The sequence below is a fragment of the Shewanella sp. KJ2020 genome, assembly GCF_024197625.1.
GTDB lineage: Bacteria > Pseudomonadota > Gammaproteobacteria > Enterobacterales > Shewanellaceae > Shewanella.
Window position 1 is genome coordinate 1 of the sequence record NZ_JAKUKD010000011.1, and the last position, 22,257, is coordinate 22,257.

The 22,257-nt window shown below is 46.5% G+C and carries 19 protein-coding genes, 5 pseudogenes and 1 other annotated feature; of the genes and pseudogenes, 8 read left to right on the plus strand and 16 right to left on the minus strand.

The window, feature by feature from the left end; translation table 11 throughout:
- Positions 1-484 precede the first annotated feature (484 nt).
- The 3 genes and pseudogenes from MJO46_RS06435 to MJO46_RS06445 all read right to left on the minus strand — a co-directional run.
- Positions 485-709 (minus strand): annotated as a pseudogene (locus MJO46_RS06435) (flotillin family protein); the annotation flags it as partial.
- Positions 710-746: 37 nt separating this feature from the next.
- Positions 747-1,382: a YqiJ family protein gene (locus tag MJO46_RS06440; RefSeq protein ID WP_253988613.1), complete on the minus strand. Its 636-nt coding sequence runs from the start codon at positions 1,380-1,382 to the stop codon at positions 747-749.
- A 106-nt stretch (positions 1,383-1,488) separates the two neighbouring features.
- Entirely contained in the window at positions 1,489-1,659 is a 171-nt protein-coding gene (locus tag MJO46_RS06445) for a hypothetical protein (protein ID WP_253988614.1), read from the minus strand.
- 107 nt (positions 1,660-1,766) lie between these two features.
- Between MJO46_RS06445 and MJO46_RS06450 the strand changes: the two are divergent.
- From MJO46_RS06450 to MJO46_RS06470, 5 genes and pseudogenes are all read left to right on the plus strand, one after another.
- A pseudogene (locus tag MJO46_RS06450) lies at positions 1,767-3,265 on the plus strand (carboxypeptidase M32).
- Positions 3,266-3,406: 141 nt separating this feature from the next.
- Positions 3,407-3,901: a GNAT family N-acetyltransferase gene (locus MJO46_RS06455; RefSeq protein WP_253988615.1), complete on the plus strand. Its 495-nt coding sequence runs from the start codon at positions 3,407-3,409 to the stop codon at positions 3,899-3,901.
- Positions 3,901-4,251: a DMT family protein gene (locus tag MJO46_RS06460; protein ID WP_006082592.1), complete on the plus strand. Its 351-nt coding sequence runs from the start codon at positions 3,901-3,903 to the stop codon at positions 4,249-4,251. Before MJO46_RS06455 ends, MJO46_RS06460 begins: the two co-directional genes overlap by 1 nt.
- A 19-nt stretch (positions 4,252-4,270) precedes the next feature.
- Positions 4,271-4,528, plus strand: coding sequence for a DUF2960 domain-containing protein (locus MJO46_RS06465; protein WP_253988616.1), 258 nt, complete (start codon positions 4,271-4,273; stop codon positions 4,526-4,528).
- 45 nt (positions 4,529-4,573) lie between these two features.
- Positions 4,574-5,083, plus strand: coding sequence for an RDD family protein (locus tag MJO46_RS06470; RefSeq protein ID WP_253988617.1), 510 nt, complete (start codon positions 4,574-4,576; stop codon positions 5,081-5,083).
- A gap of 108 nt (positions 5,084-5,191) precedes the next feature.
- Here the strand turns inward: MJO46_RS06470 and lptG are convergent, their stop codons facing one another.
- Both lptG and lptF read right to left on the minus strand, forming a co-directional pair.
- The gene (gene lptG, locus MJO46_RS06475) at positions 5,192-6,250 is read right to left on the minus strand and encodes an LPS export ABC transporter permease LptG (protein ID WP_253988618.1); all 1,059 of its coding nucleotides are present in this window, start codon (positions 6,248-6,250) and stop codon (positions 5,192-5,194) included.
- Positions 6,247-7,359: an LPS export ABC transporter permease LptF gene (gene lptF, locus MJO46_RS06480; protein ID WP_253988619.1), complete on the minus strand. Its 1,113-nt coding sequence runs from the start codon at positions 7,357-7,359 to the stop codon at positions 6,247-6,249. Before lptF ends, lptG begins: the two co-directional genes overlap by 4 nt.
- Before the next feature lie 253 nt (positions 7,360-7,612).
- Between lptF and pepA the strand changes: the two genes are divergently transcribed.
- Both pepA and MJO46_RS06490 read left to right on the plus strand, forming a co-directional pair.
- Positions 7,613-9,121, plus strand: a complete 1,509-nt coding sequence (gene pepA / locus MJO46_RS06485) for a leucyl aminopeptidase (protein ID WP_253988620.1) — start codon at positions 7,613-7,615, stop codon at positions 9,119-9,121.
- A 193-nt stretch (positions 9,122-9,314) separates the two neighbouring features.
- Positions 9,315-9,432 (plus strand) — a sequence feature (Phe leader region).
- A 40-nt stretch (positions 9,433-9,472) separates the two neighbouring features.
- A complete protein-coding gene (locus MJO46_RS06490; protein WP_253988621.1) occupies positions 9,473-11,449 on the plus strand; it encodes a chorismate mutase in 1,977 nt (658 codons plus the stop codon).
- An 82-nt stretch (positions 11,450-11,531) separates the two neighbouring features.
- Here MJO46_RS06490 and MJO46_RS06495 read toward each other — a convergent pair.
- Positions 11,532-12,578, minus strand: a pseudogene (locus MJO46_RS06495) (cation:proton antiporter); the annotation flags it as partial.
- 76 nt (positions 12,579-12,654) lie between these two features.
- On the opposite strand from MJO46_RS06495, the pseudogene MJO46_RS06500 reads away from it, so the two are divergent.
- Positions 12,655-13,856: pseudogene (locus MJO46_RS06500) on the plus strand (IS3 family transposase).
- Between the two features lie 9 nt (positions 13,857-13,865).
- Here the strand turns inward: MJO46_RS06500 and MJO46_RS06505 are convergent.
- The 10 genes and pseudogenes from MJO46_RS06505 to rpsP all read right to left on the minus strand — a co-directional run.
- Positions 13,866-14,099: pseudogene (locus tag MJO46_RS06505) on the minus strand (sodium:proton antiporter); the annotation flags it as partial.
- 44 nt (positions 14,100-14,143) lie between these two features.
- A complete protein-coding gene (locus MJO46_RS06510) occupies positions 14,144-14,479 on the minus strand; it encodes a hypothetical protein (RefSeq protein ID WP_253988622.1) in 336 nt (111 codons plus the stop codon).
- Positions 14,480-14,612: 133 nt separating this feature from the next.
- Positions 14,613-15,722 carry a hybrid-cluster NAD(P)-dependent oxidoreductase gene (locus MJO46_RS06515; protein ID WP_253988756.1) on the minus strand — a complete coding sequence of 370 codons (1,110 nt, stop codon included), beginning with the start codon at positions 15,720-15,722 and terminating at the stop codon, positions 14,613-14,615.
- 83 nt (positions 15,723-15,805) lie between these two features.
- The gene (gene hcp / locus MJO46_RS06520; RefSeq protein WP_253988623.1) at positions 15,806-17,470 is read right to left on the minus strand and encodes a hydroxylamine reductase; all 1,665 of its coding nucleotides are present in this window, start codon (positions 17,468-17,470) and stop codon (positions 15,806-15,808) included.
- A gap of 214 nt (positions 17,471-17,684) precedes the next feature.
- A complete protein-coding gene (gene tyrA, locus MJO46_RS06525; protein WP_253988624.1) occupies positions 17,685-18,824 on the minus strand; it encodes a bifunctional chorismate mutase/prephenate dehydrogenase in 1,140 nt (379 codons plus the stop codon).
- A gap of 20 nt (positions 18,825-18,844) precedes the next feature.
- Positions 18,845-19,936: a 3-deoxy-7-phosphoheptulonate synthase gene (locus MJO46_RS06530; protein WP_253988625.1), complete on the minus strand. Its 1,092-nt coding sequence runs from the start codon at positions 19,934-19,936 to the stop codon at positions 18,845-18,847.
- 303 nt (positions 19,937-20,239) lie between these two features.
- Entirely contained in the window at positions 20,240-20,593 is a 354-nt protein-coding gene (gene rplS, locus MJO46_RS06535) for a 50S ribosomal protein L19 (RefSeq protein ID WP_006080791.1), read from the minus strand.
- Between the two features lie 34 nt (positions 20,594-20,627).
- A complete protein-coding gene (trmD, locus tag MJO46_RS06540) occupies positions 20,628-21,374 on the minus strand; it encodes a tRNA (guanosine(37)-N1)-methyltransferase TrmD (RefSeq protein WP_198782705.1) in 747 nt (248 codons plus the stop codon).
- Positions 21,375-21,389: 15 nt separating this feature from the next.
- Positions 21,390-21,920 (minus strand): ribosome maturation factor RimM, encoded by a 531-nt coding sequence (gene rimM, locus MJO46_RS06545; protein ID WP_198782704.1) that lies wholly within the window; start codon positions 21,918-21,920, stop codon positions 21,390-21,392.
- A gap of 20 nt (positions 21,921-21,940) precedes the next feature.
- Positions 21,941-22,192, minus strand: coding sequence for a 30S ribosomal protein S16 (rpsP, locus tag MJO46_RS06550; protein WP_198782703.1), 252 nt, complete (start codon positions 22,190-22,192; stop codon positions 21,941-21,943).
- Positions 22,193-22,257 lie beyond the last annotated feature (65 nt).

Here is a 22,257-nt window from a genome sequence, read left to right on the forward strand (position 1 = left end):
ACGATTATTCACTGCGAAGGTGAAAGTTATCGTCGTAAAACGGCCCTGAGTAAGGGCGATTAAAATTCGGTATCAACCGGCCAAGATAATTGTCGGAAAACCGGCCAAGATAATTGACGCTAGATAAATGTCTCGCCAGTCTAAGTTGTTCTGCTCACAAAACGTCAGGAATTGACACAAGTGATTGGCATACGTCCACCAAGTGTTTTCACTATTCACCCGACCTCGTTTCAAGCACTCATATATCAAAAAGTGCATAGCCTCTTCACAAAGCATTCCAGACTCAATCCCTAATTCTGGATTATCTATTTCCCAAGTTAGTAATGGGAAATTAGGGTATTTGACGCTTTCTATTTCAAAGTCGGGTGTGGATCTCAGTGCAATCATAACTATTCTAAACCCGCATTAATTAACTGTATAAAAAAACAGTATATGCAGGTATTCTAGAATATCAATTAACAGTTACACTTTTAGGGATGCATAACATATTCACTGCAATGGTTTCATGCAGCACGGGTAACACAATAGCTCCGCCGTCTTTAATAATTTTTTCGCCGCCAAACCCCGTACGCACAAAAGCCATTTCCTTGGTCGCACGTTTATATAACTTGGCAAAAATCAGGCCGATAACAATCAGGCCTATCACTACCATACCCGCAACTAACAGCACAAAATGACTCGGATTAGTGACTTCGTTTAACACATCCATTTGCTTTCCTTTTCAATTAAATAATGGCTTTAAAATACTAATTATCAAAACGAGTCGCAGACCAGACTCTGCCCTCGCGCCTTAGCAGCACCACCTGAGTGCCTGAGGCAAACTCGACCCCCGATATTTCTGGCTCGACTAAAACATAATGTTTTTGCTGATGTTTATCGCGCACGACAGCCTCTGAGGGCATGCCTTTCATCGCACAGCCTAAGGTTATAGTGCCAACATAACCGCTAAGATCGTCTAGCGATATTGCCGTCGATTCATTTTTGGGTAAGTGATCGGCGAGCACTCGCCCTAAATAACGGCAAGCGAATGCACTACCAACGATAGCAATAGGTAAGGTGAAGAGTTGTGGCAATAGCATGCCCGCCACACTTAGACTAATAAAATTAGTGAGATAACCCGTTATCGCAAAACTGGTCAGTGCGAGCACAAACCAAATCAGCAGAGGGAGTCGATTAAGACATAACCAGCCCGCAATGCCGGTGAGCCCACCGACACTCGCATCGGCATCATAATCAACATCGGTTGGTACCCATTGGTCTAAGGCACTTAACATGCTCAAACCGATTAACAGGGCTAAGGCTTCAAATACACCAAGGGCTAGCACGCAAGCAAAGGCGATAGTGTAAGGTAAATTAGGCTGTTCAACTAAAAACGCCCACATAGTCATCTCCTTGAACGATACAACATTCCATTTATTTCACTGTAATTATCGACTTACGGACCACAGAATAGCAAGGCAAGCCCCATTTCCAAACTAAAAATTCATCTTAATCGGCCGCCTTACTCATATCAAAAGCCACTTTAAACTTCATACCCTTAGGAATGGGCATCATGCAGTCGACTTTGGCTACCTGACCAAACTCAGGAATTGCAGGCCCAGCCACAAATTTATCGGCCCCGCCTGCGCCGTCGAAGCGATAGCGGCGAAGGTCAGGCACAGCGCAGCCTTAAGCGTTTTAGTGCTATATGATTTTGACTCCATTGTATTATCATCCTGTTATTGTTATTTATTCGCGCAGGTTTTAGGCGCAAGAAGGGAAATCCCATGGGCACAGCTAAGACTAAAGTACCAACGCCAAGTTACGATAAACTCACCGCTCATTTCCAGAAAATTTCTCACTTTGAACATTTCAGTGCTTTGGGTGACTGGGATCAAGCGGCCATGATGCCCATGGGTGGCGGTCAAGATCGCGGCGATGCTATGGCTGAACTGGCGCTACATATACACGACCTCAAAACCTCAGCCGCCTTAGCCGATAACTTAACCCGCGCCGCGGATGAACAGCTGACACATAAGCAACGGGCTAACCTCAGGGAAATGTTATACCAGTATCAACAGGCCAACTTAGTGCCCGGCGACCTAGTACAAGCCAAAACCAAGATGGCCTATCAATGTGAGAATGCCTGGCGCGAGCAACGTAAAAATAATGACTGGCTGGGCTTTAAAGCAAATCTTAACGCTGTCATCGCCCTCACGAGGGAGGAAGCGCAAATTCGGGGTGAAGCACTAAATATTCCGCCCTATGATGCCCTACTCAATAAATTTGAACCGGGAATGACCACGGCAAAGCTGGAACAAACCTTTAAAGGATTAAAGACTTGGTTACCGCCCCTGATCCAAGAAGTGTTAGCCAAGCAAATGAACCTAAGCTTGTGCTCAATGGCCCCTTCGATATCAGCGCGCAGCAAGCCCTTGGCCGTGAGGTGATGGCGTTTTTGGGGTTTGATTTTAATCACGGCAGACTCGATATCAGCAGTCACCCATTTTGCGGTGGCGTTCCGAGCGATGTACGCATCACTACCCGTTATAATGAAACCGATTTTAGCAGTGCTATCATGGGGATAATCCATGAAACCGGCCATGCCCGTTATGAACAAGGCTTGCCGAAACAATGGCGTGGCCAGCCCGCCGGGCTCGCACGTTCTATGGGTATCCATGAAAGCCAGAGTCTATTCTGTGAAATGCAGCTCGGTGCTAACCCAGCGTTTTTACGCCAATTGCAACCACTGATTAAACAGCACTTAGGCTGCGAATTCAGCGCCCAAGACTTGGCAAGACACTACACCCGCGTTAATCCCGGACTTATCCGCGTCGATGCCGATGAAGTCACCTATCCTTGCCATATTTTGCTGCGTTTTGAAGCTGAAAAAGCCTTTATCGACGGCAGTTTAGCCGTAGATGACCTACCCGATTTTTGGTCAAGCCAGATGCAACAACTGTTGGGTATCAACACAGATGACAATTACCGTGATGGCTGTATGCAAGATATCCATTGGGCGGTGGGTGAATTAGGCTATTTCCCCAGCTATACCTTAGGCGCCATGTATGCGGCGCAGTGTCGCTTCTCGATGGAACAAACCTTAGGGCCAATAGAAGCCTTAATCGATGCCGGCAAGTTAGCCACAATTTTTCAATGGCTGAGCGACAATATTTGGGCTAAGGGCTCATTACTGACCACAGATGAACTCATGCGCCAAGCGACGGGCGAACCGTTAAATAGCCAGTATCTTGAGCGTCATCTCCGTCAGCGATATTTAGGCTAATGCTCAACTTTGATACTCGGCTAAGTCAAAGTTGATACTCAACTAGGTCAATGTCGAGTTTCAGCGCATTTTAGGACGATTTGGGTATATAATGCCGAGCTTATTTTAATCAAGACACTTTGAATGGGATAGATATCGGCCATGTTATTGCGTGCAATCACCCCACAGGATTGGGATGCTATTTTACAGATCCAAGCGGAATGCTACTCACAACTGGATCCTGAACCCCTGCATGTATTGCAAAGCAAGTGGCAGGTGTCACCACAGTCCTGTTTTGTGTTTGAGGTGAATGATGCCGTGGTCGGATATTGTTTAGCCCACCCTTGGACAATCAACATGCCACCCGCGCTCTACGAGCCCATCACTCACCTACCTAAGGCAGATACCCTCTATCTGCACGATATTGCGATTTCGGCCAAAGCCCAAGGATTAGGTGCTGGAGCTAAGGCGCTCACGCGCTTAAAACTACTGGCAGACCGCTATAATCTCAATTCCTTATCCCTAGTGGCAGTGCAAGGTGCCGATAGCTATTGGCTTAAAATGGGTTTTAAACCTCAGACTATCAATAAATGTCTTGGCAGTTACACCCATGATGCTATGTATATGATTTACAGTATTAATTGTCGAGATATATGATGAACCCAACACTCACTACTATCGGTTTACTCTGCCTTAGCAATATTTTTATGACCTTTGCCTGGTACGGGCATTTGAAGACGCTAGGCTCAAAACCTTGGATTATTGCGGCCCTAGTGAGCTGGGGTATTGCGCTATTTGAATACTTACTGCAAGTGCCTGCTAACCGTATCGGTTACACGGTAATGAATGTCGGTCAGTTAAAAATCTTACAGGAAGTCATCACCTTAAGCTTGTTCGTCCCCTTTGCCTATTTCTATATGAAAGAGCCCTTAAAACTCGATTATCTATGGGCTGGGCTGTGCATCTTAGGTGCTGTGTATTTTATTTTTAGAAGTGAATTTAATTAATTTCAGGAGAGTTTACCCCATGGCACGTCAAGTCACTTATACCTTCAAAGGTCAGACTAAAACCATCGCCTTTAGCTACGATAAACACCATGATTTATATGAAGCCGTTGCCGAAGCGGAAGGGATAGATCTCGCCAAATTTCTCGCCATGGAACAACAAATTGCCATGACCTCCCGCAAAGGTGCAAAAGCGGAAAAAGATTTTAGAAAGGTCGAGTTTGCCCGCTTTGGCTTTAGCAATATCCACTTTGTCCGCGACGAAGAGCCCGAAGCATAAGCGTTATGTTAGCTCCATACTGTGATTTTCAGACTAGGAACCCCCATGTTAAATACTGAACATGCCAACTTTCCCCGTGCGAGTTTCTTCCGCCGTCTAGGCGCAGCCATCTATGATCTGCTGTTAGCCATCGCCGTATTTATGTTTTCTGGCGCCATTGGTTTTGGTCTCTTCTTTGGCCTAGCCAACTCTGGAGTTATCGGCATGAATGGCTTTGAACATGTTGCCGATGCGCTCAATGGCACCCCCATTTACCATGGTATTTATCAACTTTGGTTAGCACTCTGCGTGGGGACTTTCTACGCATTATTTTGGAGTAAAGGCGGCCAAACCTTAGGAATGCGCGCCTGGCGCCTTAAAATTCAACATCCTAACGGTCAAAACCTAAGCCTTATCACAGCCTATGCTCGCATCGTTTGGTCATTGCTGGGGATTGGAAATCTTTGGATATTAATTAACGACGATAAACTCGCGCTTCAGGATATGATGACCCGCTCCGAAGTGGTTGTTCTCTCTAAGGAAGCCAACCAAATGCGTAATTGGCACGGCGCTTAGATTTCGGAGCTTAGGTTTTGAAGCTTAAACCAAGCCAAATCCCCCATAAAAAAACGACGCTTTAGCGTCGTTTTTTTATGGGCTCCTATCGTAATAACGGAATGCGTATCATCGCCGGATAAAGTAGAAGGCAATCCCCGTAAATAACAGACTTGGTGCCACCGCCCCCACATAGGCGGGCAACTCGTAGACTATGCTCATAGGGCCAAAGATTTCATTACTGATATAGAAGCTAAAACCCGCCACTACTCCAAGTAACACCCTAGCACCCATAGTCACGGTTCGCAGCGGGCCAAATACGAAGGAGAGCGCCACCAGCATCATGACGCCGACGGTAATAGGCTGCATAAATTTACGCCACAGGGCGAGCTCATAACGGCTGGGATCTTGGCTATTGGTTTTAAGATAATCGAGATAACCGAGTAGGCCACGGATAGAAAGCGCCTCTGGTTTAATCGACACGACACTGAGCTTATCCGGCGTTAAACTCGATTTCCACACATCTTCTTCGAGGTAATCTAAGCTCACGAGATCGGATGTCACTTCTGTGCGCTCAACCCCAAATAAACGCCAACTATCCTTCGCAAATAGGGCGCGATCAGCGTGTACAACATTGGTAAGTTTAAGCTCATTATTGAATTTATAGAGAGTGATGTTATTGAGTTTATTGATATCTTCAACTTCGCCAATATTAACGAATAGGTCCCCATCCTTAGCCCAAATGCCTCGGTGTGATTTAATTAAACTTCCGCCGGATAACTTAATTGCTTGCAACTCATTGGCTTTCTGCTCAGCAATCGGAGCGCCCCACTCGCCCAGTGCCATTACCATCAGCATTAAAGGCACCGCCGTTTTCATGGCGGAAAGCGTGATCTGCAGACGCGACATCCCCGATGCCTGCATCACCACCAATTCAGAGTTAGACGCCAACATGCCCATACCGATTAAAGCACCGAGCAGAACGGCCATCGGGAAAAACATTTCGATATCCCGTGGCACTAAAAATAGGACATAGATGCCGGCATCCATCATGGTATAAGTCCCACGACCGACTAAACGCAATTGGTCCACCCACTTGATAATGCCAGAAAGGCCGGTGAGTACCAGTAAACACAGCGCCGAAGTGCTCAGTAATACCCTAGCGATATAAAGGTCTAAGATCTTCATGCGGCCACCTTTCTACGGGCCATCGCAGTGGATAAACGCGCGAACAGAGGCCTGTCTTTACCGAGCAGCAGGAGTCCCATAATCAAGGCAGATAAATGTATCCACCACATACCTAAATATTGCGGGATCACCCCATCTTGGAGCGCTTTACGCCCAGCCACCATCAGACCAAAATAGCCTAAATACAAGAGGACGGCGGGCAGCATCTTGGCAAATTTACCTTGGCGCACGTTAACCCTCGCTAATGGCACTGCTATTAGCGTCATAATCGGAATGGCCAACGGAATAGCGAGGCGCCACTGGAACTCGGCCACGGCTTCTGCTCCTTCGACTTTAAGCAGCTCCTTCAGCGGGAGAGCCGATAGTTTGCGACGACGTTCATCGACTTGTTGCTCTTTAATCTGCATTTTGTAATCACCAAACTCAATCATTTGGTAGTTTTTCAGCTGTGGACTCCCCTGGTAACGAACCCCTTCATTTAGCTGCAACAGCTGGGCACCGGAATTGTCTTCCAATACCCGGCCGCCTTTCGCCACCACCACATTGGTTAAGCCCGTTTCATCACTGGGATCGGGTAACTGGGCCACAAACACTTTGTCTAGTTCATTATCTTTGCCGATGCGCTCGACGAATAACACGGCGCGACCGTTAGGACTCGCCTGGAAACGCCCCTGCACCAATGCCGCGAGTCCAGCTTCAGATTGGGCTTTTTCCAGCACTTGATTTTGTTGTTCCTCCGCCCAAGGCGCGACGTAGAGGGATAAATATCCCGTAAACAACATATTGATGACGGCAAGAATTAAAGTCACGCGGGTCACATACCACTCGCTCACGCCGACCCCATGGAGGATCACCATTTCGTTCTCGGCATACATGCGGCCATGGGCCATCAAGATCCCAAGAAACAAACTCAAGGGTAAAACGAGCACCACTAAATAGGGGAGGTTTAAGCCTATTAATGTCGCAATGAGGGAGGCAGGAAATTCACCATCGGAGGCATCGGCCAGTATACGCACGAAATGCTGGCTAATAAAAATAGTTAACAGTACAAAAAGTACTGCAATTTGCGCTTTTAAAACTTCTCGAATAAGGTATCTAAATACAATCACAGGTAGGATCCGGTCTCTAAACTTATCTTTTTGCTGGTAACAGACTAACTTTCATGTAAACTGTTTACTTTTGATAGTTTTCTGACCAGCTTCAGGGGTTCCTGGCAAACTTAAGTATACGGGTGTTTTACAAACACGTGACTCAAATGCCGAGAATAAATCACCTTTGGAGTAATAACTTAGGCCCTTTCCGGGACAAGCAGACATTATCCAATAAATATAAAAATTTGTCTTTAAGAATCTAGGAGTGCTCATGGAGTTTAGCGTAAAGAGCGGTAGCCCCGAAAAACAACGCTCAGCTTGTATCGTTGTGGGTGTATATGAACCTCGCCGTCTATCGGGTATCGCCGAGCAATTAGACAAGATTAGCGAAGGTTATATCAGTAATCTATTGCGTCGCGGCGATCTGGAAGGCAAGCCTGGCCAGATGTTATTGCTGCATCACGTTCCTAACGTATTGAGTGAGCGTGTATTATTAGTTGGCTGTGGCAAAGAACGAGAACTAGACGAACGCCAATATAAGCAGATCATTACTAAGACGATCAACACCTTAAATGAAACTGGTTCGATGGAGGCCGTGTGCTTCTTAACCGAGTTACATGTTAAAGGTCGTGATACCTATTGGAAAGTGCGTCAAGCCGTCGAAACCACCAATAACAGCTTGTACAGTTTCGATGCATTAAAAAGCCGCAAAGGTGAAACCCGTCGTCCGCTGCGTAAGCTAGTGTTTAACGTGCCAACTCGCCGCGAATTAACCTTAGGTGAACGCGCCATTGAGCATGGTATGGCCGTATCTGCGGGAGTGCATTTATGCCGCGATGTAGCCAATATGCCACCGAATATCTGTAATCCAGCTTATCTCGCGTCCCAAGCGCGCCAACTGGCTGAAATACATGAAAACCTGCATGTCACCACAGTAGGTGAAGAGCAAATGGCCAAACTAGGCATGAACTCTTATCTCGCCGTCGGACGTGCCAGTGCTAACGAATCCATCATGACTGTGATGGAATATAAAGGCGCAGTCGACAGCACAGAGAAGCCTATTGTATTGGTTGGTAAAGGTTTAACCTTCGACTCTGGCGGTATTTCATTAAAACCAGGCGAAGCTATGGATGAAATGAAATACGACATGGGTGGAGCTGCCGGTGTGATTGGCACCATGAAAGCCATCTGTGAGATGAAGTTACCTATCAATGTCGTCGGTATTCTCGCAGGCTGTGAAAACATGCCTTCGGGTAATGCCTATCGTCCCGGTGATATTCTGACGACTATGTCAGGCCAAACCGTTGAAGTGCTTAATACCGACGCCGAAGGCCGTTTAGTGCTGTGCGACGTGCTCACTTATGTTGAACGTTTCGATCCAGAACTGGTAATTGACACTGCGACACTCACGGGTGCCTGCGTTATCGCCTTAGGTAAGCATGCTTCAGGTCTATTCTCATCCCACAACCCGTTGGCACACGAGCTGTTAAATGCCGGTGAGCAGAGCGGTGACCGCGCATGGCGCATGCCGTTATGGGATGAGTACCAAGATATGCTCGACAGCCCATTTGCGGATATGACCAACCTAGGTGGTCGTCCAGCCGGTGCAATTACCGCAGCTTGCTTCCTATCGCGCTTTGCTAAAAAGTACAATTGGGCGCATTTAGATGTGGCCGGAACTGCGTGGAATAGCGGCGCCAATAAAGGGTCCACGGGTCGCCCAGTACCGATTTTGACTCAGTTCTTAATTAATCGTGCAGGTGTTGAACTGGGCGAGTAAATTTAACGAATAAGTTAATACTCACAAAAGGCGAAGATAATCCTCTTCGCCTTTTTTATCTCTTTGAAACTAGAGTTTTTCCCCTCATCCCTAGGAGAATTAATCTATTCTCCTTCGTTACCCGATAATCCCTCATCTTGAGCAAGTTTTGATTGACAGCCACGCCCCAGCCCTTTAGTTTTAACCCCATGAAAACGATGACGACTCCTTTTTTTACTTTCTTTTTTACCCCCCCCACTCTAGGAGGCGGATTTACTGTGTAAAAACGAAAGTAAAAATCCAAAGCCTCCCCACAGGGAGGCTTTTTTGTCTTAAACGATTGATAAATACACGGCGGCAATTGAGGTCAGAATGCATAAACCACAGCCTTTAAATCAAACTCGAGAACAAATCACTCAACTCGATAATGAACTGCTCTCATTACTCGCCGAGCGCCGCCGCTTAAGTTTAGAAGTGGCCCGCAGCAAAGAGGTCGATATCAGACCTATTAGGGACACCCAAAGGGAAAAGGAATTACTGACGAGACTGGTTAAGGAAGGACGGGAAAAAGGCCTAGATGCCCACTATGTGATCTCCCTTTATCAAAGCATTATTGAAGATTCAGTGCTCAATCAGCAGGCTTATTTACACGGCCGCGCCAATCCTGAAACGCAAAAACAGCAGTATTGTATCGCCTACCTTGGTGCTAGGGGCTCCTATTCTTACCTTGCCGCGACCCGTTATTGCCTACGCCGCCAAGTCGATATGTTGGATTTAGGCTGCCAAAGTTTCGATGAAATTGTCCAAGCGGTTGAATCGGGTCATGCCGATTATGGGTTCCTACCGATTGAAAATACCTCATCGGGTTCGATCAACGAAGTGTACGATGTGCTGCAGCATACCAGTCTCTCCATCGTTGGCGAGACCACTATAGAAGTGAGCCATTGTTTACTTGGCAAACCCGGCAGCAAATTAAGTGATATCAAGACCATTTACGCCCATCCACAGCCCATCAGCCAATGCAGCCGTTATCTCAGTCAACACAAAGACATAAGGTTAGAATATTGCTCGAGCAGCGCCGAGGCGATGGAAAAGGTCAATCAAAGTGCCGACAATAGTGCTGGTGCTATTGGTAGCGCCGAAGGGGGTGCGCTGTATCAGTTAGAGTCCATTGAAGCGGGCCTTGCGAATCAAAAAATCAACCAAAGCCGTTTTATTGTTGTCGCCCGTAAAGCCGTGGCTGTGCCTGAACAACTCCCCGCAAAAACGACCTTAATTATGGCAACGGGTCAAAAGGCCGGTGCCTTAGTCGAGGCTTTGCTGGTACTGAAGGCTCATCAATTGAATATGAGCAAGTTAGAGTCTCGCCCTATCCCAGGCACCCCCTGGGAAGAAATGTTCTACCTCGATATCGATGCCAATATTTCCAGCGAAGCTATGCAGGCGGGATTGAAGCAGTTAGAGCGGATCACACGTTTTATTAAAGTCTTAGGCTGCTATCCCTGCGAAACAGTCAAACCAACACAGCTGAGTAACAGTCAACTGCTGATTGAGCCTAGCACCTCTAAGACTCAGAATCTGAGCGACAATACACCAGAAATAAGTCCCTATAGATATAGCAAAGCCTATAAAGCGCAGGACAGTGAAATTAACAGCGGCCCATTGAGCATCGGCGCAGGCCACATTGGGGCGATAGCCAAGATGAGTCTGACGAAGGAACTGTCTCCCTTAGCGTTATCTCAATTTGAGCATAGGGTGAAACAACTTAAGGAAATCGGGTTTCAAGCCATTATTTTAGAGGCAGTAAACCTCTTAGTCTCACCCGAGTTAACCTTAGCTAAACTGCGTCAAATTCTGCATCAGTACGATTTACTGTGCATTGTCGCCGTGGAACAAAGCGCGGATATGGCACTGGCAACCCAACAGGCAGACATGTTGTTTATCAACGGAAAACAAATGTTTAACCAAGCCCTATTGAGCCAAGCAGGCACACTGCCAATGCCACTATTGCTCGAGCGTAATGATATGGCAAGCTATGAGGAATTTTTGGCGGCGACCGAGATTATCTTAAGCCAAGGCAATCAGCAGTTGATCCTCTGCGATTCGGGCGTTCGCACCTTTAATAATGCGAATCTTCCAACCTTAGATCTCGCGAGCCTGATCCAAATTAAAGCCACGAGTCATTTACCCATAGTGATCAACCCTTGTTATGCCATAGCGCAGGACGCTCTGGTGCTGCAAACCCAAGGGATTAAACAACTTAAGGCCGATGGTTTAGTACTTAACTGCACACTCGAAGATGATGGACTCGAACTCATGGCCCAAGTTGTACGTGAATTATATTGTTAACCTTTAAGGTAAAAGAAAAGCCACTGCACTGAGCTGTGGCTTTTTATCACAGATAAGCTTATTTAGGCGCAGGCCAGCTAACCTATTTCGCATTGACTGGCACAGCATTACTCCTGCGGATCAGTCCTGCCATAGTCGAACCTTGCACTAAAATAGAAAACACCACCACCGCATAGGTCATCACTAATAAGAGCTCGCGTAGCTCCACACCACTGCTCGTATCAACCACTATCCCCTGCGGTAAGCTCATGGCCATTGCCAGTGCTAATCCACCACGTAGCCCACCCCAAATCAAAATAGACTCGGCATAGGGATTGTAGGATTTAACCATTCTAAATCCCCGATAAGGCAATAACACACTGACAGCGCGCGCCAATAGCACGAGCGGAATCGCCAAAAACATAAACCACCACAGTGGTGCTTTAAACGTCACAAGTAGCAGTAATAGGCCAAGTAGCAGGAAGAGTAGCGCATTGAAGAAGGATTCGATCAGTGACCAAAATGTCAGTAATTTAACCCGCTCCTGGCGAACAAAATATTTAGGCACACTGAAATTACCTATGATAATACCTGCACTTACCATAGCGAGCGGTCCGGAAATCCCAAAAACCTCCGCCATCACATATCCCGCAGTAGGAATAAGCAAAGTCACTAACATGAGTTGGGTTTCTTCCTCACAGTAACGGAAAAAATGATGTAATAAGAAACCTAATACCGCGCCGTAAATCAGGCCACCTATCGCCTCATGAACAAACAAGCCCGATACCTGCAGAGCCGTAATGGGCTCGGTCGAAAACGCCATTTGGGACAACACCACAAAAATGACTAACCCGATTCCATCATTAAATAGAGACTCTCCCTCCACTTGAATAGCAATATCCTCCGGGGCCCCCATCTTCTTTAAAATGGCCAGCACGGCAATGGGATCCGTGGGAGAAATTAAGGCGCCAAAGAGTAAACAATGTGTGAGTGCGAGGGGCAATCCCAACTGGGGTGCAACCCAAAACAGCAGACCACCAATAATAAAGGTCGACAGCAAAGTGCTCACACAGGCAAGGATGAGGATCTCCCACTTTTGGTGCTTTAATATTGATAAGCGGATCTGCAGGGCACCAGCGAAAAGTAAGAAACTGTAGTGGCATAGTGAATTTGGCCACCTAATAAGAAATGTTATGATCTCACTCATAACCCATTTAGGTGACAATATGAATAAAAGTAAACGTGCACGATATAGCGCTGCCATTAAGCTCGAAACCGCTCAATTAGTCGTTGATCAAGGCTATACACAAGAAGCGGCTGCAAAAGCCATGAACGTGGGTAAATCGACGGTCAGTAAGTGGGTAACACAGCTTCAGGTTGAGCGCCAAGGGCATGCTCCTAAAGCCTCACCAATGACACCAGAACAAATTGAAATCAGGGCACTTAAACGCGAAATTGAACGGATTAATCTCGAGAAAGAAATCCTAAAAATACCCAAGGGGCACACCGAGGCTACAGCTCTATTGATGTCGGACTCGCTGAACAATTCTCGATAATCGAGAAACTCAATCAGAGCAACAAATACCCTATTTCAGTGTTATGCCACGTATTCAACGTGAACCGGAGTAGCTACCGTTATTGGGCAAGCAGTGAGCTTGTGGTGACACCAGAACAGCGACTTTTAGAATGTGAAATCAAAGCGATACATGCTGAAAGTAAGGAGTCTGCGGGTGCGCGAAGTATAGCCACCATCGCTTCTGAACGTGGCTTTACGTTAAGTCGTTATCGGGCGACTCGGTTAATGAAAAAGCTTGGATTAGTGAGTTGCCAACAACCCAAACACAGCTATAAAAAAGCTGAAAATGAGCATGTGACCATCCCTAATTTACTCAAACGACAATTTGCAGTTGTCGAACCTAACAACGTTTGGTGTGGCGATGTGACGTATATTTGGGCGGGTAATCGTTGGTGCTATTTAGCGGTTGTGCTGGATTTATTTTCGAGAAAAGCCATTGGTTGGGCGATGTCATTTTCACCGGATACCGAGTTAACGGTGAAGGCGTTAGAAATGGCATTTGAATCACGGGGGAAGCCTAAAAACCTGATATTTCATTCAGATCAAGGCTGCCATTATACCAGCCTGAAATACCGTCAACGGTTGTGGAAATATCAAATCACTCAAAGCATGAGCCGTCGCGGTAACTGCTGGGATAATGCGCCAATGGAGCGATTTTTCAGGAGTTTAAAAACGGAATGGCTCCCGACACAAGGCTACAAGAGTTTTAGCGAAGCTAAACAAGATGTGACTGATTACATCATTGGTTATTACTGTGAAGTCAGGCCACATCATTACAATGCAGGATTGAGCCCAAATGAATCAGAACGACGATTTTGGGAAGATTCTAAAGTTGTGGCCAAATTTAGTTGACCACTACAAACCGAGCATGCCGTTCAGTAAGAGCGCCTGAAAATCGAGCTTCTTAAGCCCAACCACAAAATAGCCATATACTTCGCCCCCTAGCGCCTTTCCCCCGAGGAGAAGCAATAAACTCATCCCAAGGGCCAAAGCCGTGATAGCAACAGTTTCTTGTAATTTATGCACCCGAGAGGAGATTACCGAGGTGACTAAGGCTAACGCACAGAGAATACAGAGAATTTGATAGCTGGACATGGGAGCCTCTTTTAACGCTAGGATGCAGAGACTCTAGCACATATTTAGATTTCTAAACCATCCAATAAGCTTAACCAGCCTTTTAGGATCCGATGGCAAAACCAAATAATACCAAAGAGATAAATCGAAAGACTGAGCCAAGTGACAGGCACCCAATAACCGAGAGCCAACAGGCCTATAAAAATAATATTGGAATGGCGCTGCCAACGCAGATGCGAAGCAAGCAAACCATTATTCAGTGTTTGGCGTTGGGATAGGTTGATAAACAGACTCAAGAGTACAGGAAGCAAAAGTAGCGGGAAGCCCGACATCAAAGCATAAAGCAAATGCCCAAGGCTACGATCTTCAATTTTTGCGGCATAGGTGGTTGTCGTTGTCATTGAGAGACTCCAGCCAGACAATGGGACTGGGCGCTCACAATCAACGCCCTTGTCTTTAACCTTACGTTCTCGGGTAAATAATCGCAACTAAGGAATTAAAATATTTCCGCTCGAAAATCAATGCCCATACAGACTACAAGGACAAGGTGATATCGGACTTCAGCTTAGTTGAACAAGCTAACACAAAGCCAGCTTCAATCTCAGCGGGGGTTAATGTCATAGTGCTGCTGGATTCTGTTTCACCTTCAAGTACTTGGCACTTGCAGGCACCACAGACGCCAGAGCGGCAGGCCGCAATAATCGGCAAACCTTCGGCCTCAATGCCTTCGAGTAAGCTTTGCTCTGAAGTTAACACGCGCTTTCTATCGCCGATGGACAACATAAAAGACGAACTGGAATTGGCGGGCTCTATGCCCTGCATTTCAGCCTGCTTAACTCTGTGCTGCGCATCTTTGACCGCGGTGGCAAAGCTTTCATGGTGCAATTGAGCCATATCAAAATTAAGCTCGCCCAGTAAACGTTTTACGGCCTGCATATAGGGCTCTGGGCCACATAAAAACACGGTTCTTTCCGCAAAATCAGGTACTAAGTTAAGTAAACTTTCGGCACTTAAACGCCCGATTTCATGTAAAACCTCATCCCCATGCCATAGCGTTTCTGTTGTGATAGATTCACACATATAACGCAGCTTAAAACAACTATGACGCTGCGCCATAGTGGCTAAGGAGGATTTAAAAATGATGTCCGCTTCGGAGCGCGCACTGTGTACAAAGGCAATATCGGCGTCCATCTGGCTATCGGTAAGATAACGGGACATAGAGTACATAGGGGTAATGCCGCAGCCAGCACTCAAGAATAGATATTTTTTTGCAGGAATATCAAACAGATTAAACTGCCCCGTTGGCGGTAATACTCGAACACTTTGCCCCGGCTGCAGATGGTCAATAAGATAATTGGAGACCAGTCCACCTTCGACTCGCTTAATGGTCACCATAAGTGAATAGGGCCGCGAGGGTGTGGAAGATAAGGTATAACTGCGACAAGCCTGTTCACCGTTGATCTCAAGCACTAAGGTCATAAACTGGCCAGGCTTATAGTCAAACTTCATTGGCTCGCCGGCTTGAAAACGAAAGCTCACCACATCAGCAGTTTCGTTCCAGCGTTCGACGCACACTAATTGATTGAAACTCTCCTGTCTTTGGGGAGAAAAGGATAATGTCCCCTCCCTCGACATCAGACTCATATTCATAGCATTCTTATTCCACAAAACACTGCGGTTTTACTCAAACGCTTAAAACCGCAGTTAAACAAAGGTTCTCGGTTGATTTAGGCCACGTTTAACATGGTTTTCAAATCGGCCTCGACAGTCGTGGTATTACGTAGACCAAACTTTTCTTCCAAAATTTTGGCTAAATTTGCCGTTAGGAAGGCGGGTGGTGTTGGGCCGGTACGAATGTTTTTTACCCCAAGGGAGAGCAAGGTCAACAATACAACAATGGCTTTTTGCTCGAACCATGAAAGCACTAAGCTAAGAGGTAATTCATTAATATCGCACTCAAAAATCTCTGAAAGAGCAATCGCAAGCTGAATAGCAGAATAAGCATCGTTGCACTGGCCAATATCGAGTAAACGCGGGATACCGTTGATATCACCAAAGTCGAGTTTATTGAACTTATACTTGCCACAACCTAAGGTCAGGATCACTGAGTCTTTAGGGGCGGACTTAGCCAGATCGGTAAAATAGCTTCTTTCAGCCTTATCGCCATCACAGCCCCCAACGAGGAAGAAGTGCTTGATTGAGCCATTTTTCACATTATCAACCACGGCAGGAGCCGCAGTCATTAAGGCATTACGGGCAAAACCTATGGTGATATTGTGTGGGATTTCATCATATTGGAAGCCTTCTAAAGCAAGGGCCTTATCGACTACCGCCGAGAAATCATCTCCCACAATATGTGTCACCCCTGGCCAGCCGACAATGCTGCGGGTGAAAATGCGGTCGCTATAATTACCCACATTTGGATCGATAATGCAGTTTGATGTCATCACTACAGCACCGGGGAAGTTAGCGAACTCCTTTTGTTGGTTCTGCCAAGCGCTGCCGTAGTTACCGACAAGGTGAGGATATTTTTTAAAGGCGGGATACGCTAATGCCGGCAACATTTCACCATGGGTATACACATTGATACCCTTGCCTGCAGTTTGCTCAAGGATAAGCTCTAAGTCCTTCATATCATGGCCGGAGACTAAAATCGCCTTGCCCTTAACTGACTTAGTATTCACCACTGTTGGCTCAGGGTGACCGAAGGCTTCGGTTTCGCCCGCATCGAGCATAGCCATAATGCGATAATTAAGCTGGCCTATGTCCATCGCGGTGGTGAATAACTTGTCGCCATCGACACTGGGTTCACCCAAAAATGCCATAATTTCATGGAAGCGTTCGGCGATGTTGGCATCCGTCTTACCTAATACGCGAGCATGCTCCATATAGGCGGCGGCGCCTTTAAGGCCGTATAGGCAAAGTAGTCTTAAACCTAAGATATCCTCATGGATTTCATGTTTGTCTTTATTCAATAGCGCGATAGGCGCCTGAGAAAGCATTTCAACTTTGGTCGTTCCCAGCACTAATTGAGCGACTTCAGGAACCTGCTCTGCAACGATACCAGCTCTCTCACATGCCGCTTCATAGGCAAGCTTTAAACTCGCACGATATTTAGCGGCTTGCTGCGCGTAGGCAATCAGACGTTCATCGTCAAAATTGACGTTGGTCAGCGTAGAGAAAAATGCCTTAGGCACAAAGCTGTCCACTTCGGCATCGATAATGCCCAGCCCGCGAGCTTTGACCGCATACACAGACACGCCCTGCAGCATATAAATCAATAAATCCTGTAGATCGGACGTTGCCGCCAACTTGCCACACATACCTTGGGAATAACTACAACCATTGCCAGCGGGTGTACGGATGGTTTGCTCACACTGAATACAAAACATGGATAGACTCCTAATTTAAATTCATGCTTTATTTATGCATGTTTAAAACTAGTCTACCGAAACCCTGTGTAAGCGACAGTAATTTCTAAAATTCAATATCAAATTTTAGAGAAAGATCACCTTAAGCAAATACTAATAAATATAAAAAAGCCTAGCCAAGATCCATAAAAAAACGCCCATATATGATGGGCGTTTTTATATAACTAATTGTTTATTAATTGGCTTTCATATCATTAACCGATTGCAACATAATGCGGCTTTCACGCTGGAACTGCGGCGCAAAGTCCCCAAACCACTTAGCAACGGTTTGAAACTGCTTAATGAACTCGTCCCTATCGCCACGCTTTAGTAGCTCTAATGCTTCACGGTAGTTATCCAAATAATCGCCGATGGCATGCTGGCTATCCTGCTGGGCAAAAATAATATCGGCGTAAAGCTCTGGGCTTTGGGCGAATAAGCGCCCGACCATGGCTAATTCCAAACGGTAAATGGGCGAACTAAATTGCAGTAAAGTGTCGATATCCGCCTCTTCCTTGCACAGATTCAAACCATACACAAAAGTCGAAAAATGCCGCATCGCCTGCACTAACTGCATCGCACTATCGTGGCGCTCGGGCTCAGCTTCGACAATCCGCGCCCCCCAAATGGCGATCTGTTCGAGTAACCATTGATATTTATCAGGCTCACGTCCGTGACACACCACGACGACTTGCTTGGCTAAGCTTCCAACATCAGGGCCAAACATAGGGTGAAATCCCACCACAGGGCCAGAATGTGCCTCAAGCATAGCGTTAACTGGCTCGGTTTTAATGGACGTTAAGTCGGCTAAAATACAATCCTTGGGTAACTGGGTCAGCTTTTCACGAATAAGCTCACAGGTGATGGCAATAGGGACAGTGACTAGTACCAATCCCGCCTCGGCAAATAAGCTATCCGCCTGCTGCCAGTCGTCTTTATCAAGAATATTCACTTGATAGCCCGACAGCTTTAGCATCTGCTGGAATAGACCGCCAAGCTGGCCTTTGCCGCCAACAATCACCACTGGGCCGAGATCTTGCTTCACTTGCTTAAAACCAACATCTTTTTCATTGAGATAAGACTCACGCATCAAGCGACGTAGAATATCCTCAATGAGCTGTGGTGCTATGCCCATCGCATTAGCTTCTTCACGGCGTTTAGCCAACATAGCCGCTTCCCGCTGCGGCGCATAAATGGGCAGTCCCGCGGCATGTTTTACCGTGCCCACCTGTGCGACTAAATCCAACCGTTTACGCAGTAAATGCAATAATTGCTGATCGACACCATCGATAAGTCCACGAAGGTTTTCTAAATCGGCCGTTGTTTTTTCATTCATACTTTGAGTCCATTAAGCATTTAGGCATTTGCCACTTTCAAGGTATTGAAACGTGTAGGGAGTATCGAAGATAACTTCGATGCACCTTGGCGTAAAACGGTTTCGGTTTTTTCCCAATTAATACAGGAATCCGTCACAGAAACACCGTATGCCAACTCGCTTAATGGCTTATCACAGCTTTGATTACCTTCATTTAAATTGCTCTCTAACATCACCCCGATAATGGACTTATTGCCATGATAGATCTGGGTAAAAACATCCTCACACACTGGAATTTGCCGCGCATAATCCTTAGAGGAGTTGCCATGGCTACAATCGATGATAAGGCGAGCATTGAGTTTAGCCTTATGGAGCTGCATTTCACACTCGGCCACGCTGGCGGCATCATAGTTTGGTGTTGCGCCACCACGTAAAATCACATGACCATCGGGATTACCCGCAGTTTGCAATAATGCGACTTGGCCCTGTTGGTTTATGCCCATAAATCTATGGCTGCTGGCCGCCGATTTGAGGGCATTGATAGCCACATCAAGCTTTCCATCTGTGCCATTTTTAAAGCCGACGGGCATAGACAGACCCGATGCCATTTCCCTATGGGTTTGCGATTCAGTGGTGCGAGCACCAATCGCCGACCAAGTCACTAATTCCGAGATGTACTGTGGGCTGATAGGATCGAGTGCTTCGGTTGCCACAGGCAGTTCGAGTTCAGCCAGCCAAATCATCAGTTCACGGGCCATCTTTAAACCTTTCTCAACATCGAAGGATTCGTCCATATCGGGGTCGTTGATCATGCCCTTCCAACCTACCGTTGTACGCGGTTTTTCAAAGTACACTCGCATTAAGATATAAAACTCATCGCTGAGCTCATCGTGCAACTTTTTAAGCTTTAAGGCGTATTCCTTAGCCGCGGTGATATCGTGGATAGAACAAGGGCCAGCGACAATCAGTACACGATTATCGCGTTTATGGACGATATCGGCGACGGTTTTGCGGGCATTGAGGATATAACGATAGGCATGTTCTGAGAGTGGCAGTGCGTTTTTAAGCTCCTGCGGTGTGATTAAGATCTTCTCTGAACTAATGTGTACGTTATTAATCGTATCCTGCTGCATGCTTACCACCTGAGGCTGAGTGTTATACCCTGTTTTAAAGCTCATCTTTAAAGGTTTGGGTGTGAGTGTATTCGTAAAAATGATGACATTATTAATGTAATTTCGTAACGTTACACCATTACAAAGTAAACGTACTATGCCTGTAAATGGTTTGAAGATCAAGGAGAAGTGTTAACAATAATACCTGAGTAATCTGAATATGCAGAAACTGACGACAAATTACTTGAAAAACAACAACAAAAAACCGCCACTAGGGCGGTTTTCTGTGCGAACACTACGTCTTGTTTTCTGTAGCGGGTACTATTACTTAGTAGCCAGCTTCTCACGGATACGTGCAGATTTACCTGAACGATCACGTAAGTAGTACAGTTTGGCGCGACGAACGCGACCACGACGCTTAACTTCAATGCTAGCGATCAGCGGGCTGTGCGTTTGGAATGCACGCTCAACACCTTCGCCATTAGAGATTTTACGTACTGTGAATGCAGAGTGCAGACCACGGTTACGTTTAGCAATTACAACGCCTTCGAAAGCCTGTAAACGCTCTTTGTCACCTTCTTTAACACGAACCTGAACTACTACTGTATCACCAGCACCAAACGCAGGTACGTCTTGTTTCATTTGCTCATCGTTGAGCATTTTAATGATGTTGTTCATAACTTACTCCGTTCTAGAATTAACTGAGCTACGACTAAGCATGCTTGTCCATTGCTTCAACGAACTGCGCTAAAAGAGTCGTTTGTTCGTCAGTCAGAGCTAGATTTTCAAATAATTCTGGTCGTCTTAGAAAAGTCCTACCAAGGCTTTGCTGCAAACGCCAGAGTCTAATTTGTTCGTGGTTGCCACTTAGCAGCACTGCTGGCACATCGAGTCCATCTAGGCTTTCAGGGCGAGTGTAATGAGGGCAATCCAGTAGGCCGTCGGAGAAAGAATCTTGCTCCGCCGAGGCTTGTTTTCCTAGCACGCCAGGAACCAATCTCGATACTGCATCTATGAGTGTCATTGCTGGTAATTCACCGCCCGAAAGCACGTAATCACCAATTGACCACTCCTCATCCACCTCCGTTTGAATAATCCGTTCATCAATACCTTCGTATCGACCACAGACCAAAATCAACCGTGATGATTGCGCCAACTCAGAAACGCCTTGCTGATCCAGCTTGCGTCCTTGAGGTGACAAGTAAATCACCTTCGCACCTTCACCCGCTGCAGCTCTCGCCGCATGAATGGCATCGCGTAAGGGTTGCACCATCATCAACATACCTGGACCACCGCCGTAAGGCCTGTCATCCACAGTACTGTGTCTATCATGGGTGAAATCACGGGGATTCCACGTGTGCAACTCAAGCAGGCCGTTTTTCACGGCTCGACCCGTAACACCAAAGTCTGTCACGGCACGGAACATCTCTGGGAACAGGGTTATTACCCCTAACCACATCTGTTGTACCTCGACTTAGAAGTCAGGATCCCAATCCACTAAAATCTGTTTACCTTGCAGATCCACCGTTTTGATGAACTGCTCAGGGACAAAGGGGATCATACGTTCCACTTTGCCGAAACTATCTTTAGCGTTGGCCTTAACTAAAAGCACATCGTTCGATCCTGTTTCCACGATCTGATCGACAATGCCCATGTTGTAACCCGTTGTATTGACCACTTCACAACCGATGAGATCACGCCAATAGAATTCATCTTCTGGCAATGCTTGCATCTGCTGCGGCAGGATTGCAATCTCACAATTTGTGAGCATTTGCGCTCGCTCCCGTGTGTCGACACCTTCAAGCTCGGCAACTACAGCCTTGCCTTGGTATCGCCACTGAGTGACCTTTACTTCACGCCATTCACCATTTTCTTTAATAAGCCAAGGTGAATAATCAAAGATACCTTCAACAGAATCGGTATAGGCGGTGATTCTCAGCCAACCTTTAATGCCATGACAGGAGCCTAATTTCCCCAGTACGACTGGCTGTTGGTTACTGCTCATCAATCTATACCTTAACGCTATTAAGCAGCTGCTTTACGAGCGTCTTTGATCAATTTTGCTACGCGATCAGTTGTCGCAGCGCCGTTAGAAACCCAGTGCTCAACGCGAGCTAGGTCTAAACGTAAAGTTTCTTCTTGGCCACGGGCCAATGGGTTGAAGAAACCAACACGCTCAATGAAACGACCGTCACGAGCGTTACGGCTGTCAGCAACAACGATGTTGTAAAATGGACGCTTTTTAGCGCCGCCACGAGCTAAACGAATGGTAACCATGCGTTTTCAATCCTCTAATGATTTGCTTGAAGCAAAAATAAAAACTGGAACCCCGTGTTCGCGAA